A 15,676-nucleotide genomic window follows, 5' to 3' on the forward strand; every position below is an offset into this window, starting at 1 on the left:
ACTTACTCGTTCAAATCCGGCGCAATATTGCTGTCCGGTCCTTCGCCAAAGAAGGGTGCCGGTTCGATGGCCTCACCCGTTTCAGGGTCGCGCGGCCGCCATGTGCTATCGCTAAAGGCATTGCCCCAGTCGAACTTGCCGATGGTGATCAGCGATCCGGCATCCTCGCCATTGATCTTGATCGGCACATCGACAACAGCGTCACGGTCGCGTTTCTCGCGGCCTTCCTCAATTCTGGCCTTGCGCCATTCCTCGGCGGCCTTGGCGCTATCTGGTGCCCAGCGCACGTCAAGCGGCACCAGCGCGCCGTTATCGTCCTGCAGCAACACTTGATAGGTCGGGGCCTGCACGCTGGCCTGACGGGCTGTCATGTTGTCGCTATGGATAAACACCCGGCCGTCAAGATCGTCTGCCGCTGATCCGGTGAAATCGGCCACATCCGCAACCAACTGCTGCTGCATCCAGCCATTGTCATCGTTGAATGCATAAAACGCCTCTGGCGGGTACTTGATCAGGCGCTTGCCGCCATCAGCTTCGGTCTGCCCCCAGATTTTGGCGGCCTGTTTCAGGGCATAGTCGCGCGCAACGTCCTCGTCGCCGGTCAACTGATACTGACGCAGGAATACGCCATTCACGTCGCGCTCAAGCTCAGCCACCAGATGATCGGGAACATCGGCCTGCCAGTTCAGAACAGTGTCAAATGAATCAGCTACAGCATCCGCCGTAATAGGATCGATATCGCCAAACGCTTCCTTGCGCGCCTTCATCATGGCTGAGTTGTTCGGATCAACAATCTGGCTGGTGCGTTCCACAGCATCAGTTACCGACTGACCAGACGCGACCATTGAATTGATCAGCTCGCTGCGTGCCATATCCACATCGGTCAGACCGGAAGTGGATTGCAGGAGACCAGGCGCAAGTTCTTCGACCTTGCCGATAAAGGCTGCCGTCTCGGCCTGCTGTTCCGCAGGCGCGAACTTGGATGTTCTGATCATGGTTTTGATGGCGTCTGGCACCACCTTCACCCCGCCAACAAATTCCGCCAGCGTTTCGGTACGATCATTCGGGCTCATTTCGGCAAGTTGCGGCGTCATCTGATCAAAGAACAGGTTTACCGCGTCGCGATGCTCCTTGTTGCGGTCATCCAGAATAACCGCCCCGCCATAGGCCGCACCGACAAGGGCCGCGGCGTCCGTGATTTTCCGCTGTTCATCGGCTGCGGCCTGTTGTGCCTTGATCAATGCAGCCTCGGCACGATCAACGCCTTCCAGCATGCCGTTGCGCTGATCTGCGGTCAGGGCCGACGTGACCTTGATTTCGCCCTTATCGTTCAGAAGCGCGCGCGCCTCGGAGAACCGGCCCTGATTGACATAGCCCTGAACCGACGTTTCGATCAGAACCGGGGCCTGCGCCATGGCAGACTTGCGGACTCGGTCTTCGCCCAGCACATCGACATAGGTGCCGTATTTATCGCGGAGGTCTTCAAGGCTTGTTTTCAGGGTGTCTGGCGCGTCAAGCAGCCGGTTGCTGATGATGTTGACCTCGCCGGTCAGCGTGGTGTTCACGTCATCAATCTTGGCCTTCGAGTTGGCCGAACCGATCCCGACCCGCGCCGTTGCAACCCGTTTGGTGCCAAGGGCCTGTTCGCGATAATAATCCCGTTCAGCGCCCTGAAAACCATAGGCATCAAGTTGCGCGTCAAGCGTGGTGTTGACCCGTTCTTGCCACAGGTTCACGGCTTCCTCGGTCGAAAGCTGCGCAAAGCCTTCCTGACCCTGAATTTCATCATAGGCCCGCAACGCCTCGTCTTCGACGCTGCGCTGGAGCTTGATCAGGTTGGTTTTCTGGGTAAGTTCCTGCTGCTTCTGCTGCTTTTCAACAAACGGCTGATAGGCACGCTGTGCGCCAGCCATCAGATCACCGGCACCGCGCAGGATGGTTTGCGTATCGTCGTAGCCTGCCCCGATGCGTGACGGTGCGATATTCGGGTTAGAGCTGTAAAACTGCGGAATGTTGTTTGCCATCAGTTAAAGAACCCCAGTTCGCGCCACGTCTTGTACCCGCCCAGAAGCGACCCTGCCCCGGAAAGGCTGTTGCCGATCGCTGTGGCGCGACCGCTTTTACGGGCCTGATTGGCGGACTGGTTGCCGTAATAAAGGATGTCGGCAACGTCCTGTTCCGCCAAGGCGTCTGTTTCGTCCAGAATATCTTTTGCCGTGCCTTCAAGCGTGACGCCCGCCGCCGAAAAACGGGCGCGTTGATTGGCTTTGAGACGCTGCGCGTCACGTCGTGTTGCCGCAGCCTGTCGGTTGGCTTGTTCATTGATAAGGGAAGATTGGCGTTTCGAGGATTGGATGGCCTCATAGGCCGAATACGCCGATGCTGCTGCGCCAAGGGCTGGTGCCGCCGCATTGGCCCATTTCAAAATGCTTTCAAACATTACTGGCCCGTTTCAATCTGGAGAACAAAGGCGCGGACGTTGCACGGCAACGGGCCGTCTGCCCCGAAGGAGAAGATTGCGTTTTTGCCGCTCGATGAATTGATCGGCAGGTCCTTGATGCCGGTATAAAGCTCCGGCACCGTGCCAATCGGTGTCTGGCTGGTCATAAAAGTGGTGTTGTTGAGCGTGTCTTTATCGCCACCGATCTTGAGTTCGGCGGAGTTAAGCAAATCGACATAGGCCTTGAGCGGTCGTTTTTCCTTGGCCCGGCCAGTGCCCTGAACCGAACCCGGATCAAATGGCAGTGTCGTGGCCAGCGACGGCGCGTTGAGCCCGATCAGAACTTCATTCGCGGTGCGTTCGTTGGGCAACACGATTTCGCCACTGCCCGGCATGGTTTGTGCCGGCAGACGACTGCCATCGGCAAAGACCTGAACCTCTTCGCCTTGGAGGTGCCCCCCGCCGGTAAACGTGCCAGTCGCTGTTTCCTCGGTATAGCTGATACAACTGTCGAGATAGCGCGCCGATGCGATGTCGTTCTCGTCCACCGGGTCATGGAACGGTTCCATGTATTCGATATATCGCTTGGTCTGCCCGTTGATCTCGCGCGCCACAACCATCCAAAGCACGTCACGTCCACCCATAAAGACCGAAGCGATGCTTTCGACCTTTCCCCAATTGTTGCCGCCAAAGGAACCGCCGATCTTGTGACGGTGCCAGGCATAAACGCCGCTTTCTCGGTCATAGGTCATGCCGATCAACTGACCATCATTGCGGCAGCCCCAGATAATCGGCACCGGATCGCGCGTGATTGCGATTTCGACAATTCCGCCATTACTGCCCGGACCTGCGATATGATCCGACCATTTGGTCACGTCAGGCGCGTTGAACGCGTCATCCTCAAAGGCATAGCTGAACTCGTGGACCCGCGTCTTGGAAAGCGACACAAAGAACAGCGAGTTGTTGAGACGAACAGGTTTGATCGCGGCTGATCGCTCGTTGGCATGATCGCGGTTCAGGATTGAAGTGGGTGTAATCGGCTCATAGAAACCGCCTGATCCGGAAACGGTTCGCGTTTCGTCGGTGGTGCCTAGGTAAAGAGCGCGACCAGACGAAAGCCACTGCATTTCGCCAGTACCAACAATGTCAAACACCAGAGCGTTATCGGCGTCAGTGCCCGTCGTGAAATCAAGTAGGCGTGGTCCAGATGTGTTTGGCGTTCGGCTCAGCCACATCTTCCGCGGCTTGGCTGGTGTCGACGCAAAGCAAAGGCGTTGCTGGTGCTGCGTCACCTTTGATGGCCAGTTGGCGCTCGCCCATTCCGTTGGCTTCGCTGTGATGGTCGGGCTTGCGTTCAGGGTCCAATCGTCATGATCGGTTCGCAACAGCGTGGCCGGGCTCTTTTCGCCGTGGGCCAGATACATCGTGTCGCTGACCTGAATGTAATCAACTTCTGGAATTTGCGCTTCGCTATAGGTCGTCGTGACCTCATAGATATGGCTGCTGCCGTCAAGAATCTGGCCGAACGTGTCATCATCCAAATTGCGATAGAACCGGATATAGTTCTCGCCCCATTCCTGAATGTAGGTGTCGAGCGCACTGTACTCGAACGGCAAAAGGCGCACGGCCTTGCTGCTGTCTTTAACCTCGCAAACGAAATGCGTTCCGGGGCGACGTGTCAACATGCCCTGCGGCAGAACGATGAAGTTCTCGCAAACGGCTAGACTGCGCTGAAAGCTCTCAAGATCAACGTTACCGGCATATTTCGGGCTGATCTCGCCACGGTCAAAGCTGGATTGTCCAAGGGTGCGAACCGCCATCGATCAAACCCCCATGGCTTCTTCGAACTGGGTCGCGCCCTGTTCTTCGACCTGGTTCTGCTTGCGGCGGTCCTTCATCTTGCCCATGGCAACGGCTTTGTCGTATTTGCCTTCCATGCGCTCAAGGCTGGTATCGCTGCCCTTACGGACCTGCGCGATGCAAACGGCTAGTTGCGCGCCAATGACCTCGGCCACGTATTGCGGCATCCGGGCATAGCTCGACTTGTTGCACGTCATCACGATCTGAATGGGGGCTTCGACGTTGGCAAGGATGTACTCGCCTTCAACATCCCACGGCTGTGATGACTTTAGTTCGACCCCGTTCTTGCCGACCCAGAAGACCGAAACGCAATCGGCCGGCAGCAAATACCGATAGTCATAGCCAAACGCCGGTGCTGTCGCGTCAGCGGCAAGCTGGTGACGCTCCTTGGCCCACTTCCAGTCATATTCTTCAAGGGCTGTTGCCTTGGCGTCATTGAAATACTTTTTGCAAAGGCGCGCGTTTTCGCTGTTTTCATCAATCGATGAAATCGGGTCTTCACCCAAATGACGCATCGCGACATTGGCAATACTGGTTTCACTCGGCATTGCGCGCCCTCATTAAAGGATCAAAAGAAAAGGGCCACCCGACCGGGCAGCCCTGAGTTCACGAGGAAAAAGAAAGCCCGCCGTGTCAGGCGGGTTTGGTGTCGGGTTTCGGTGCCGGTTTGGCCGGTGGTTTATCAGCGGCCTTGTTGGCGGGTTTGGTGTCGGGTTTGAAATGTTCCGGCACCTTTTCATTCTTGTCAGCGACCAGTTTGTCGCCGGGATGCCAAAGCTTCCCGCGATACTGGCACTTGGTTTCACAGGTGTGCGTCATCGTTCCTGTCCTTCGTTGTTACACGTCGATCAGGTCACGATCAGACGTAACCGACCTTCTGGCTATCGCGATACCATTCCGGGATGACCGGGCTGACATACGCGTCGATCTTGCCAGTGGTTGCGTTGGTGCCAGCCACCGTGAAGCCGACCTGCAGATAGCGGCGGCAATTGAACGGGATGCGCTCAATTGCGAACCGATAACCCGCCTTAAGGGTCGCAACCGGAATTGCTGCCGTCGAAAGAACCGTCGCGAACGAACTGTCATCGGCGGAATCTTCCAGTGTCACCGTCAGGCTGGTAAGGGTGGCGAAATCTTCGGTCACAGCAATTACGAGATACATCTCGTTGCCGTGGCCGCGATAATCCCCGATATCAAGGGAGTTGGTGGACTTTGCAGACGCCGTTACCGCCTGCTCGTCCGAGAAGATGCCCTTTGCATCAATCATGGTTCTTACTCCTTGGAGTTAAAAGGACGACGCAGCACCAATTAAGGTGCTGCGGTCAGTGCAGTTTCGGTTGTCAGAAGTGCGTCGACCTGACGCACCGGACGGCCATGCAGGAACAGGACGTTCTTACTGTCCTGCCATTCCCCGTAACGCAGGTGGACGTTTTTCGGATCGCCTGCCTGCATTTCAAGCATCGACATGACCGGCTCCGGGCAATACCAGATCATGCGGCTGCGTTTGGTGCCAGGGATCTTGTTTTTGGCTTTGATCGTGGCCTTGCGCAGATCGATGTAGCCGCTATCACCCGGCGACAGGTCAAGCTTGGTCACATCGATGTTGCAGACGCGGGACACGCAACGCCAGTCCTTGACGGTCAGGCCCGGGAACCACTTGTATTCATCCCCGACAACACGGTACGGATCACCGTTCTCGTCATAGGCGTCATATTCGCCCAGGTCTTTCTCTTCGATCCCAGCCTTGGTTCCTTTCGGGAAGATGCCGCAAGCGGCGTCAACGCCCCACACAACAGCATACATGGAAGCGCAATTGCTTCCGCTGCCACCGGCATCGACAACGTTCGGGCTGTCCTTGTATGGATACCGCGGAGCAAATCCGTGGAATTCTTTTTTGTTTAGGGTGTTGTTGCCGTAACCCAGCAGTTCTGCAACTTTTTGGGTCATGCTTTCGATGAACGACTGGTTTTCCTGCATGCGATAAGACGCAGAGTTGCCGTTCAGGTTAACAAGATCGATATCGATTTCGCCACGCGCGGCAATCATTGCCGTTGGGTCCGTGACCTTGGAGATACCGGATTTGGTTTTCTTCACGCCCTGATATAGGCCGCGAAGGGTTACTTCCGGAAGGTCGGTTCGGATGATGGAGGTATGACCCGCCATCTCGTTGCCTTCCATCCACGGAATGTCGTTCATAATTTCATTGGTCTGCGCAAGCAGTTCAATGATGGTCCCGATAGTCTTCTTGTCGGGATCAAGAAACTGGCCCCACTCAGCCAGTGTGCGAACGCCCTCAGCCATAGCTAAAGCTCCTTTTCAAATCAGGGGTTCATGTACGGGTATTTTCGTTGGGCGGCAGACTGGCCGGCCTTCGGATCTGCGCCCTTGCCGTCGACAAAGGCGCTTTCGCCAAACTGCTCACCGAGCCGGATGGCGAATTCGATAAATTTCGGATGCTGATCAAGACCGTTCTTGGCCATGAACTCGCCAAAGCCTTCGAAGTCCTTGCCAAGCTCGTTCAGAGCGCGTTGGCCAAGCGTCATTTTCTCGGCGGTCTTGTCGCCATACTTGGCCTTGAGGCCTTTCGCGGCTTCTTTGCGCTCGGCTTCTGCGGCCTTGGTGGTTTCTGCCATGAATTGGGCAACGCCTTCGGCCTCTCGCTTCACAAGCGCCTCATAGGCGGACTGCGGCAGGTCTTGGCTGTGCGCCAGTTCCTTGAGCCACGGCGTCGGCTCGTACCCTTCGGGCAGGCCTTCAATGCCTTTGATCATTTCGGCAGCATCGCCGTAACCGTCTGCGGTTTCCGGAACGCCAATCGCGGCACGGAACGCGGCACGTTCTTCGTCGGTCGCGTCGTCGCCCGGCAGCTTGAAATAGCCTTCCGGGATCGCCGGGGCTTCTTCGCCGCCCTCGCCACCTTCGGCTGGCTTTCCGTCTCCAGCTTCCGGGTTCGGTGCATCACCGCCATCATCTGGCAGCTTCAACGAAATACCGCCGCCCTGATCATCAGAAGCGGCGGTATTGTTTTCGGTGTCCGTGGTTTCGGGTGCCGGGGCGGCTTCCTGCCCCGCACCGGCGTCAATAGCCTGATCGGTCATCGGTTAATTCCATCTGTGCTTGGTTGAACTCGGTTTGAAGTCGGTTGGCTTCCTTCTGATAGGCCGCCATTTCGTCCTCGGTCAGGCCAAGAACGAGAAGGATATGCGCGGCCAGCTCACGCTTTCCCTCGTTGCGCTCGACAGGGCCGCCATGCGGTGTGACACCGCCATAACCGGCCTGCAAAAGGATGTCTTTCAACACGGCCTTGCCATCTTCGCCGCCAAAGACACGGCGATATTTGCGCATCAGGCCCATGGCCTTGATCGGGTTTTTGATGTGCGGCCAGAAGACAAACGGGAACAGGTTCATGTTACGCGCCCTCTTCCATCATCTTCATGGCAGGAGCGATCTTTGCGACCTGCTCTGCCTGTTGCGATTGCTGCTCAAGCTGCTGCTGACGTTGCGCGTCTTGGGCGCGTGCTTCGCGGGTCGCTGCCACGACCTTCTTGTCGGCCCAGATTGTCGGGCTTGCGCCAAACGCATCACCGGCCTGATAGGCCAGCTCGTCCCAATCAACCGTATCGCTGACAGCCGGGTTAAACTGGGCCAGCTCACCCACGGCGCGCCCGGCCTGCATGTTGGCCTGTGCCTGTTTGGCCTTGCGCAACTGCGCCAGTGGCGAGGTGAATTCAAGATCGATACCTTCGCCGTCACGCAGAACGTCCGGCATCGGTGGCAAATCGATCTCGCCGTTTTCGGCCTTGCGGTTGACGATGCTGATCTCGCGCGCGATGCAACGGCCCAGCATTGCTTCCTGATTTTCAAAGGTTGGTGACAGGAAGTTGTTGCGCTCTTCCATGATCGACAGAACTTCGGTCGCGGTCATGTCCGGCTTATTCATCACCGCGGCGAACAGATCCATTCCATAGCAGGCGTCGATATCGGCCGAGAACATTTCAAACGTGTCATTGCCAAGGTTCGGGTTTCCGCCCATGGCGATAGGCCCGATAAGCTGGCGACCCTGCCGGTTGAACGCGCCGCGCACCAGCGACCCGGCATTGATGTTAATCGTGCCTTCGTGCTCGTCTGACACGCCCATGACCGGATCAACGGCCTTTTCCGCGGCACGCAGGAACAGGCGTTTGGCATGATGTGCGCCCTTGATCGCGGCCAGCGCCAAAAGACCAGGCGCATAGCCGTAAGGCAGATGATCATCGACCCGACCAAAGCTGCTCATCAGGTACGGCATTTCATAGGTGCCGCCTTCCTGCATGACCTTCTTGCCATCAACATCGATATAGACGCTGTCATAGGCAAACCGCGATTTGTCGCTGGTTTTGGGATAGACCGCATGAATGGCGTCAAAGTGCTTTTCGCCGCGCAGCTTCGGATCATCAAGGGCACGCTTGGCGGCTTGGCTCAGTTTACTTTCGCCGAACTTCTGCGCCATCTGCTTCGCGGTCATGGCGAACTTGCGATAAACCGTGTCCTCAACGCCCGTTTCATCGACCGAGAAAACGACCTGCGACAGCGGAACAAAGCGATACAGGAACGGCGCATCGCCGCCAAAGCGTTCCTCGATATGGACACACGGCGTGCCATAGTTCATCAGCTCGCGATAGGCCGGACCAAATGCGCCCTGAAAGTTCGCCTTCGGGTCATAACGCCACGAAAACAGCAACCGGCGCATGCTCTCGCAATAATTGGTCGCCTCCTGATTATCGACCAGCTCTTCATCAACCGGTTTCAGGCCGTGCCATTTGCTGCCGGGCGGTACCAAAAGCGACGTTGCCGCCGATGCGGCACGCTGCAATGTCAGACTGGGCCGCGAATTGAACTGCTTTGCCAGTCTGCCACGGTTCGCAACACTGGTGTCACCGGTGCCGTTGAACGGCGACAGCGGATCGTTCTGCGCCGCTACTTCGCGCCACATCGCCTCAAAGTCGCTGCGCTCGGATCGCAGATGGTTTTCCGCACCGATGATGTCATTTGCCAGTGAATCGGCCATTGCGTTTTCCCAAAGAAAAAGGCCGCCCCAAAAGGAACGGCCTTGTGTCAGTGTATCTCTGTGTCTTCGTCAGTCGCAGGTCTTGGTATATCCCGAACCTACGCAGTTATCGTAACTGCCGCCCTTGCGCGGCGCGCCAAACATCCCCCAAAGCGTCGAGGCAACTATCGCGACTGCGACAATCCAGATGACGGCTTTCATTTTTCGATCCCGGCCACGTCCGGTGCGCCAGTCGCGTTCTGGTGCGAACGCCACATATCGGCATTCATGACCATGATCATATCGAAGTTCGAACGCCCCTGAACCACTTCAAGATGGCTGACTCCGTATCGCGGCGCGTCGACATAGCCTGCCTTGGTGCGTTTAAACGTACCGTCAAACATCACGATATTGAGGTCGCGATAGATCAATTCGTTCGGCAGCGATCCTGCGGCATAGCTTGCGCCGCACGCCCCACCATCGCCATAGAACGAAATAGCGGTCAAATACCGGCCATCATTATCGATCCGGTAATGCTTGAGCGGCACCACCTTGCCATCAAGGCGAACCATCTCACGTTGCGCGTCATAGCCACCAAGGTCACGAACGGCTCTGGTCATAGCAAGCGCGTCATTCATGTTATCGATGCAAACCTTGTTGACCGCGTTGGTCACAACATCCAGATCGGACTGACTGAACGTAAGCGGCCCATCGTCCGACGGTGCCCTGACGGCGGAACAAGCCGCGACAAGCGAAACGGCGATAATGGCAATCAGATTACGGATCATTGCTTTACTCCTTGATCCGAAGATCATGCCATTTCAACCAAAGGGCGTCTATTCCAATTCATGCACCCGTTTTCTACAGCAATTCTTCAACGGTCGGGACGCCGCGAAGGGCTGCGAAACGCAGATTCAGAGGGCTGAACGTGCGGCGTTTGTTCCGCGCCACATTCGATGCGACAGCGCTTTTCGCTGATGTTCTTGCCTTGGCTGGCTGTGATGTTCCAGTAATGATGCGCGGATCATCATTCTGTCGCCCGCCGGGAAAATCATCAAGGCCGACGCTATTCAATGATTGCGCGGCTGCTGTTGCTGGCGAACCGGCGGGAAGGTCATCAAGAGCGATACCTTCATCCAGATCAACCGCACTGTCAATTAGGCCTGCAATCGTTGCGATGCCACCAACCGGGCCCGGCACGCCAGACGCCATGCGCGCAACATTCCCGATAGTGTTCGGCCTGCCCGGCGCTGCCGAATACATGCCGTGAGCGCCACCGGCTAGCCCACCACCAACCGGGCCACCAAAAGCGAAACCTGCCGCCGTCGCCAGTCCATTCGCGGCATCAGACTTCGCAAACCCACCCGGCGCACCAGCCCCGAACCGGTCCTGTACCCATGACCCGAACCGGCCAATGGCCTCGCTGATTGAATTAATGCCTTCCTCGTCATCGTTGAACACGTCCGACGCTACATTCACATTACGGCCGTCTGGACCAAGTGCAGCAACAGCGGCGCGATCACGGCGGTTCAGTTCGGCCAAAGAAGCGCGCATCGACAGGCTTCCTTGACGCGAGGTTACGCCCTCTCCGCCACGATCCCCCTGCGGAGCGTTAGTGTCACGACGGCTGCCTCCGCTCAGGTTAACATCGTTGCGTTTAGGGCCCTGACCAGCTCTATCACTGCCACGATCCCCCTGCGGTCCGTTATTGAGCGCATCACTACCGCCCCAAGCGCCGCCACCACTGATCGACATGATTAATACTCCGGCTCGTAACTCATTTCGGCGCGTTCCGTGTTGGAGCGCGGCTTGACTGAAACAGGCGTCGTCGCATGCGCATCAATCAGTGCGTCACCCCTGTCAGGGCTGCGACCGATGCGCTTCTTGATGTCTGCCTTTTCCTCGATCTGTATCTTCCCGCCGCTAAGTTTCCAACGCGGCGCTGCCAAATCTGCGGCCAAGGCCCGATCTGGCGGAATGGCGAGTTCCATGCCCGATTTCGGATCAAGCGCCTCGCGCAACATCCAGTGGTCGTATGCCCGGTCATTCTTGAACTCAAGCCGACCGGACTTGTCTGTTTTGCCTTCGCTGCGACGGGTCGAAGCCCCGTTCAGTTCTTCGACGCGATCACCGACAAGGTCTTTCAAGTGGTCGTAAACACTCGCCCCGATGCCGATCACATCAACGCCGATCCGCGTTCCTTTTTGTGCATTCGCAATGCAAAGTCCTGCAACGGTTTGGCCGTCTGGTGCACCGGTGCCCGGAATAACGACCTGCTCCCCGAAATAGCGAACACCATATTTCGGTGACATCACCGTTTCATCGCGCCCGCCTCGGCTCGGGTCAACGCCAAGCGTCGTCATCGGCGCGTCACTCGGCTTCTGCTCCGTCCAGCGCGCCTGGGCCTGTTTGATCCATTCCGTCGGGATAACCTGCCAAACGTCATCGTCAAGGCCAGCACCAAACGCGCCGTCACGCATCATGGAACGCAGCGGTTCCGGCAAGGCCTCCAGCGTGTCTGCGTACCCGGTATCCATCAAAAAGCTGTTATCCTCGACACGGGCCGGAATGAATGTGCGCGACCTTGGCCGAATGACCCGGATATGTTCGCCGCGTTTAACCTCGATAGGCTCGTCTGTCTCAAATTCCTGTTCCTTGCCGTCGATCATGGCAAAGAACCTGATTTCCCCCGGTTCAGCAGGTTTGCGGTGCCCGTCATCCAGCCAAGGCGCAAAGAAGGCCACAATCCATTGCCCCTCTGCCGTGGTCGGCGGGTTAAAGCCAAGAAACAACCGACAATGGTGTCCGGATGCAGACCGGTTCCACGCCATCAGATTGCGAACCTGACTTTCAAGAAAGTTCGCGGCCTCGTCAAAGGCCAGAAGATCGTTCGGCTGCCCCTGGTATTTCATCCAGTCATCGGCCTTTGGCAGACCACCAAACCGGATACGCTTGCCATCTGGCAGCTTCCAGATGTTCTTCGATCCGTTGAAGAATTTGTCGGACCTGATAATCTCGACCGACCGCTCGACAAGGCCGTTGAGCTGTGTCGCTTCACGGCGCAGGATCAGCGATCTTTGATGCTCAAGGAACGACAGGCCCAACATGGTGTCTGTCTTGCCGCCGCCAGCAGCCCCGCCATATCCGATCTGTGCCGCCGGCGTCATCATTGCCATAAGCTGTGGCACGGAATGCGGCATCCAGAGACGGTTAGCTATCTTCCTCGCCATCTCCATCTTCTGCGAGCTGCTCAAACAACTCAAACGCCGTTTCAGTTCGGCTCTCGTTAGTCCCACTGTCATCGTCACCATCTCCGCCCGGCGGCTTGCCCTGTTCCATTTGCAGGAACGACGCCACGGTGCGCAGGGAACGGTCGGCCGCTCGTGCCAGTTCGATCAGGCGTGCGTCATAGATCGGCTGCTTCTCAGTGGCCGTGCTTTCGTTTTCCTCGGACTCCTTCTTTTCGGCCTCAAGCGTCTTGGCCGCGCGCAACATCATAATGTTTGCCAGAAGGTCCGCCCTGTCCTTGGGCGTCATCGCCGCGAAACTCTCAAGCATCGGCAGGTCTTCGACCCGGATAAACTTGCTGTTTCTCAAATCAGGTTGCACGTTGTTTGGCCTTCCCTTTGGCGATCCCTTCGACCCGCCGCCGTGAATGGCACAACACAACCCGACTTCACCGCCCCGGCTGTCACCGTGCTTGTCCTTTACACGATGCCCCGCGACTTGCTGGCACTGCGCCCCGCTTTGCTTGCTCCATGCCGGGCACCGTGGCTTGCCGCGATACGCCTTGCGCTTCCAGTCATCGGGGAAATGGGTTTCCGGAACAAAGTCGTCCGGTTTTGGAATGCGTTCCTTGAATGGTTTTGCCACATCACCGCGCCCTTACTGCCACGGATCATATCTGCCGAAAAAACGAATAGCGCCAATCGCGGCGCCAATGATTGCGAGACATGCCAGGATGATGAAGACGGCTGCGAATTTCATGTCATTCGTCCTCGCCGTAAATCTTGACCAGCTCTGCACCGATGGCCTGAGCCTTCGCCATCTCGATATCGGCGATGATGTCTCTGGTGCCGTGTGTGCTGGCGATGTACTGCTCGCCGTCCTTGGTCCATCCGATCACTGTCACAGCAACAAGATCAGCGGACTTTGCGCCTTCAAGCACGCCGTCAACCGGTACGGTAATGCCGTCTCCGATTTCGGCTGCGTTAAACTGGATAACATCGGCCATCACTTCACCGCCTGATGCTCAACATTGATGCAGAACTGTTCACCATCGACCGTGATCCAGATCGTTCCTTCGTTCCCGGTCCGTCCGGTGTCGATTTCCGTGCCTTCATCTGCCAGCGAAGACAGCATATCCGCGATCTCGTCGCGCATGGTGAAGGCTGGTTCCATCTCAGTTACTCACCGAACATTTCGGGCACGGGCAGGAGATGAAGCGCACGATGTCGTCTCCGGTTCCCTGCACATAACCCCGATCATATTGCTCATTAAGGCAGACCTCGTTGTGTCGTCCGGCCTTAGCGAACGCTTCGCGCTTCCATTTCGGCCAAGCCTCGACTTCTTTTGCTCCGCTCAAAATACGATCCGCAATCGCCATCACTTCCACCCCGCCAATTCCTCATAGCGCAGCAACCGGACAACAGCCGGTTTGTCGCCGCAGCTTGAACAGCGGAGCCTTTCCTTGATTTGTTTAAGGGTTTTAATTCCGTGGTTGTGCTTGCAGAGGTCGCGCCACAGGTTGACGGTTCGTTTGCGTCCGCACCGGCATTCGCAGCCTATCGCGGCATATTCGCGATGGTTCCAGATGGTCCCTATCGCGGTGTTGTCGAGTTCTTCCATGTCGGACCTCTTGGCCCTGTCCCTGCTTTCAGATAGCGGAACAGATGGAGAACATCAAGCGGTGCGAAGTGCCGGGTCAAACAATCGAACTAGAAGACGTGGATTCTTCCGAGGGCTGCCGTCAATGCGGTTTTTCCAATTCATATCGGAAATGCCAAAGATCGTCCCGCCGATCTGGATGTGAATGCCCATCGCACACTGCCAGTTTGCACGCTCAACATTGCGATAGAAGTATGGGCGAAACTTAATATCTCGCCAGTTCGGCCATTTCTTCTCAGGCATTTTTCGCTCCAAAAGAAACAGGGCAGCGCAGCCTAAGCCACCCGCCCTCTTGTGCCCGCAGGGTTTTCTTGTCGAAACAAGGGAAACGATCCCGCAGAATTACAAAACCCGCCCGGATTGCTCCAAGCGGGTTATCGGCCAGAGTTGTCACAATGCAACGCGGCAAAGTGGAAACCTTCTGGTCGTTGAATAAAGGGCTGGCGACAATTCATCATCCCACCGTCGCGGGCGAAGGATGCCACCAGCCGGAAACATCCTACTACACGACTATGGCCGCATTCAGATGTTGGGTTTTCGTGCGGACCCTGAGCGGCTCCGGGCATGTGCGCAATCTAAACGACCGGGCTCTCTCACTTCGGTTAAAGCGCCACACTTGCCGCACGAATCAAAAAGCGCCCGACCAGCGGACGCAATTCCTAAACTCTACAGATTTCATGGCACAAATTGCCCCCGAGGTCAAGTTTTGTTCTCAGGGTGTTCGACTTGGGTTCTTGGTTTGGGCTTAAAATCCGGGAAAAGCTCGTCCCTAACGTGAGACGGAAGGCTCATAATGAAATTATCCGCGTACTCACCTGAGTTCAACGCGTCACAGAAACGATTATAAAGACTTTCAGCCATCATCCCCACCTCTTCAACCGGCAAAACTCTTCCAACACCTCGACAAGGTTGTTGATCGCCCAACCTTTGCGCTTTCTGCGGGTTTCGTCAACGTAGGATGCAGACCTGCCTTCCCCGATGATCTCGATGGCTGCGGCGTGACGAATGAACCGGTCGGGATGATCAACGGCACCCATGACACGCTCTGCCCATTCGAGATAATCGCGTTTCAGGGTACTGATGTGTTCCTGGTATGATTCCTCATCGCCCTTGCCCACGATCAGATCCATGTCCACGCCAAGGCGCGCAACCTTGACCCTGACCTGCCCCGTGATCACGAGATAGCCCTTTGCGATGCGCTCAAACGCCCGCTCACATGGCAGTGCGCTGCGTTCCATCGCGTCAAACAACCGCCTGTCCTGCTTGCGACGTGTCACGCCCTGCTTGGTACGCCCCTCACTGATCTTGACGATATCGGCAACGGTGTCCTGTTCATCATCGATCAGGACCGGTCGAAACTTCTGCTTTGTATCGGTGGCTTGCTCCGCCATGTCTGCTCCTGCATTTAAATCTACGTCAGGTTGGTTTATTTGCCCGTGTGGCGCGTTTGAGGAAATTTATGA

At 56.8% G+C, this 15,676-nt stretch carries 21 protein-coding genes; all 21 read right to left on the reverse strand.

The window, feature by feature from the left end; genetic code table 11:
* Nucleotides 1-2: 2 nt before the first annotated feature.
* The 21 genes from TH4_RS17925 to TH4_RS18015 all read right to left on the reverse strand — a co-directional run bounded on the left by TH4_RS17925 (nt 3) and on the right by TH4_RS18015 (nt 15,604).
* The gene (locus tag TH4_RS17925) at nt 3-2,024 is read right to left on the reverse strand and encodes a hypothetical protein (RefSeq protein WP_064782204.1); all 2,022 of its coding nucleotides are present in this window, start codon (nt 2,022-2,024) and stop codon (nt 3-5) included.
* Nucleotides 2,024-2,440, reverse strand: a complete 417-nt coding sequence (locus tag TH4_RS17930; RefSeq protein ID WP_064782205.1) for a hypothetical protein — start codon at nt 2,438-2,440, stop codon at nt 2,024-2,026. Before TH4_RS17930 ends, TH4_RS17925 begins: the two co-directional genes overlap by 1 nt.
* Complete coding sequence (locus TH4_RS17935; RefSeq protein WP_064782206.1) at nt 2,440-4,260, reverse strand: phage tail protein; 1,821 nt, start codon at nt 4,258-4,260, stop codon at nt 2,440-2,442. Before TH4_RS17935 ends, TH4_RS17930 begins: the two co-directional genes overlap by 1 nt.
* Nucleotides 4,261-4,263: 3 nt before the next feature.
* Nucleotides 4,264-4,848 (reverse strand): phage connector family protein, encoded by a 585-nt coding sequence (locus TH4_RS17940; RefSeq protein WP_064782207.1) that lies wholly within the window; start codon nt 4,846-4,848, stop codon nt 4,264-4,266.
* 85 nt (nt 4,849-4,933) lie between these two features.
* Nucleotides 4,934-5,119, reverse strand: a complete 186-nt coding sequence (locus TH4_RS17945) for a hypothetical protein (protein WP_064782208.1) — start codon at nt 5,117-5,119, stop codon at nt 4,934-4,936.
* Nucleotides 5,120-5,159: 40 nt separating this feature from the next.
* On the reverse strand, nt 5,160-5,567 hold the full coding sequence (locus TH4_RS17950; RefSeq protein WP_064782209.1) for a Bbp16 family capsid cement protein: 408 nt from the start codon (nt 5,565-5,567) through the stop codon (nt 5,160-5,162).
* Nucleotides 5,568-5,608: 41 nt separating this feature from the next.
* Nucleotides 5,609-6,601 carry a major capsid protein gene (locus TH4_RS17955; RefSeq protein ID WP_064782210.1) on the reverse strand — a complete coding sequence of 331 codons (993 nt, stop codon included), beginning with the start codon at nt 6,599-6,601 and terminating at the stop codon, nt 5,609-5,611.
* Between the two features lie 20 nt (nt 6,602-6,621).
* Entirely contained in the window at nt 6,622-7,398 is a 777-nt protein-coding gene (locus tag TH4_RS17960) for a hypothetical protein (protein ID WP_064782211.1), read from the reverse strand.
* The gene (locus TH4_RS17965) at nt 7,379-7,708 is read right to left on the reverse strand and encodes a Bbp19 family protein (protein ID WP_064782212.1); all 330 of its coding nucleotides are present in this window, start codon (nt 7,706-7,708) and stop codon (nt 7,379-7,381) included. The genes TH4_RS17960 and TH4_RS17965 overlap by 20 nt, the downstream gene beginning before the upstream one ends.
* A 1-nt stretch (nt 7,709) precedes the next feature.
* Nucleotides 7,710-9,347, reverse strand: a complete 1,638-nt coding sequence (locus TH4_RS17970; protein ID WP_064782213.1) for a portal protein — start codon at nt 9,345-9,347, stop codon at nt 7,710-7,712.
* A gap of 69 nt (nt 9,348-9,416) precedes the next feature.
* Nucleotides 9,417-9,548 carry a hypothetical protein gene (locus TH4_RS20980; protein ID WP_280806649.1) on the reverse strand — a complete coding sequence of 44 codons (132 nt, stop codon included), beginning with the start codon at nt 9,546-9,548 and terminating at the stop codon, nt 9,417-9,419.
* Nucleotides 9,545-10,114 carry a hypothetical protein gene (locus tag TH4_RS17975; RefSeq protein ID WP_064782214.1) on the reverse strand — a complete coding sequence of 190 codons (570 nt, stop codon included), beginning with the start codon at nt 10,112-10,114 and terminating at the stop codon, nt 9,545-9,547. The genes TH4_RS20980 and TH4_RS17975 overlap by 4 nt, the downstream gene beginning before the upstream one ends.
* A gap of 73 nt (nt 10,115-10,187) precedes the next feature.
* Nucleotides 10,188-11,081 carry a hypothetical protein gene (locus TH4_RS17980; RefSeq protein ID WP_157097791.1) on the reverse strand — a complete coding sequence of 298 codons (894 nt, stop codon included), beginning with the start codon at nt 11,079-11,081 and terminating at the stop codon, nt 10,188-10,190.
* Between the two features lie 2 nt (nt 11,082-11,083).
* Nucleotides 11,084-12,556: a terminase family protein gene (locus TH4_RS17985; RefSeq protein ID WP_209272170.1), complete on the reverse strand. Its 1,473-nt coding sequence runs from the start codon at nt 12,554-12,556 to the stop codon at nt 11,084-11,086.
* Nucleotides 12,537-13,199, reverse strand: coding sequence for a hypothetical protein (locus TH4_RS17990; RefSeq protein ID WP_064782217.1), 663 nt, complete (start codon nt 13,197-13,199; stop codon nt 12,537-12,539). The genes TH4_RS17985 and TH4_RS17990 overlap by 20 nt, the downstream gene beginning before the upstream one ends.
* Before the next feature lie 115 nt (nt 13,200-13,314).
* Nucleotides 13,315-13,560, reverse strand: a complete 246-nt coding sequence (locus TH4_RS17995) for a hypothetical protein (protein ID WP_064782218.1) — start codon at nt 13,558-13,560, stop codon at nt 13,315-13,317.
* On the reverse strand, nt 13,560-13,727 hold the full coding sequence (locus TH4_RS20715; RefSeq protein WP_157097792.1) for a hypothetical protein: 168 nt from the start codon (nt 13,725-13,727) through the stop codon (nt 13,560-13,562). Before TH4_RS20715 ends, TH4_RS17995 begins: the two co-directional genes overlap by 1 nt.
* Before the next feature lies 1 nt (nt 13,728).
* Nucleotides 13,729-13,932, reverse strand: coding sequence for a hypothetical protein (locus TH4_RS18000; RefSeq protein ID WP_064782219.1), 204 nt, complete (start codon nt 13,930-13,932; stop codon nt 13,729-13,731).
* Nucleotides 13,932-14,174, reverse strand: a complete 243-nt coding sequence (locus TH4_RS18005) for a hypothetical protein (RefSeq protein WP_064782220.1) — start codon at nt 14,172-14,174, stop codon at nt 13,932-13,934. The genes TH4_RS18000 and TH4_RS18005 overlap by 1 nt, the downstream gene beginning before the upstream one ends.
* Nucleotides 14,175-14,228: 54 nt before the next feature.
* Complete coding sequence (locus TH4_RS18010) at nt 14,229-14,456, reverse strand: hypothetical protein (RefSeq protein ID WP_064782221.1); 228 nt, start codon at nt 14,454-14,456, stop codon at nt 14,229-14,231.
* Between the two features lie 617 nt (nt 14,457-15,073).
* The gene (locus TH4_RS18015; RefSeq protein WP_064782222.1) at nt 15,074-15,604 is read right to left on the reverse strand and encodes a hypothetical protein; all 531 of its coding nucleotides are present in this window, start codon (nt 15,602-15,604) and stop codon (nt 15,074-15,076) included.
* Nucleotides 15,605-15,676: the final 72 nt, after the last annotated feature.

The organism is Thalassospira tepidiphila MCCC 1A03514 (genome assembly GCF_001662875.1).
Classification (GTDB): Bacteria; Pseudomonadota; Alphaproteobacteria; order Rhodospirillales; family Thalassospiraceae; genus Thalassospira; species Thalassospira tepidiphila.

Bases quoted from the DNA above. Each gene is read 5' to 3' on its own strand.
- TH4_RS17925 (WP_064782204.1), bottom strand. From the start codon at position 2,024: ATGGCAAACAACATTCCGCAGTTTTACAGCTCTAACCCGAATATCGCA.
- TH4_RS17930 (WP_064782205.1), bottom strand. From the start codon at position 2,440: ATGTTTGAAAGCATTTTGAAATGGGCCAATGCGGCGGCACCAGCCCTT.
- TH4_RS17935 (WP_064782206.1), bottom strand. From the start codon at position 4,260: ATGGCGGTTCGCACCCTTGGACAATCCAGCTTTGACCGTGGCGAGATC.
- TH4_RS17940 (WP_064782207.1), bottom strand. From the start codon at position 4,848: ATGCCGAGTGAAACCAGTATTGCCAATGTCGCGATGCGTCATTTGGGT.
- TH4_RS17945 (WP_064782208.1), bottom strand. From the start codon at position 5,119: ATGACGCACACCTGTGAAACCAAGTGCCAGTATCGCGGGAAGCTTTGG.
- TH4_RS17950 (WP_064782209.1), bottom strand. From the start codon at position 5,567: ATGATTGATGCAAAGGGCATCTTCTCGGACGAGCAGGCGGTAACGGCG.
- TH4_RS17955 (WP_064782210.1), bottom strand. From the start codon at position 6,601: ATGGCTGAGGGCGTTCGCACACTGGCTGAGTGGGGCCAGTTTCTTGAT.
- TH4_RS17960 (WP_064782211.1), bottom strand. From the start codon at position 7,398: ATGACCGATCAGGCTATTGACGCCGGTGCGGGGCAGGAAGCCGCCCCG.
- TH4_RS17965 (WP_064782212.1), bottom strand. From the start codon at position 7,708: ATGAACCTGTTCCCGTTTGTCTTCTGGCCGCACATCAAAAACCCGATC.
- TH4_RS17970 (WP_064782213.1), bottom strand. From the start codon at position 9,347: ATGGCCGATTCACTGGCAAATGACATCATCGGTGCGGAAAACCATCTG.
- TH4_RS20980 (WP_280806649.1), bottom strand. From the start codon at position 9,548: ATGAAAGCCGTCATCTGGATTGTCGCAGTCGCGATAGTTGCCTCGACG.
- TH4_RS17975 (WP_064782214.1), bottom strand. From the start codon at position 10,114: ATGATCCGTAATCTGATTGCCATTATCGCCGTTTCGCTTGTCGCGGCT.
- TH4_RS17980 (WP_157097791.1), bottom strand. From the start codon at position 11,081: ATGTCGATCAGTGGTGGCGGCGCTTGGGGCGGTAGTGATGCGCTCAAT.
- TH4_RS17985 (WP_209272170.1), bottom strand. From the start codon at position 12,556: ATGGCGAGGAAGATAGCTAACCGTCTCTGGATGCCGCATTCCGTGCCA.
- TH4_RS17995 (WP_064782218.1), bottom strand. From the start codon at position 13,560: ATGGCCGATGTTATCCAGTTTAACGCAGCCGAAATCGGAGACGGCATT.
- TH4_RS20715 (WP_157097792.1), bottom strand. From the start codon at position 13,727: ATGGAACCAGCCTTCACCATGCGCGACGAGATCGCGGATATGCTGTCT.
- TH4_RS18000 (WP_064782219.1), bottom strand. From the start codon at position 13,932: ATGGCGATTGCGGATCGTATTTTGAGCGGAGCAAAAGAAGTCGAGGCT.
- TH4_RS18005 (WP_064782220.1), bottom strand. From the start codon at position 14,174: ATGGAAGAACTCGACAACACCGCGATAGGGACCATCTGGAACCATCGC.
- TH4_RS18010 (WP_064782221.1), bottom strand. From the start codon at position 14,456: ATGCCTGAGAAGAAATGGCCGAACTGGCGAGATATTAAGTTTCGCCCA.
- TH4_RS18015 (WP_064782222.1), bottom strand. From the start codon at position 15,604: ATGGCGGAGCAAGCCACCGATACAAAGCAGAAGTTTCGACCGGTCCTG.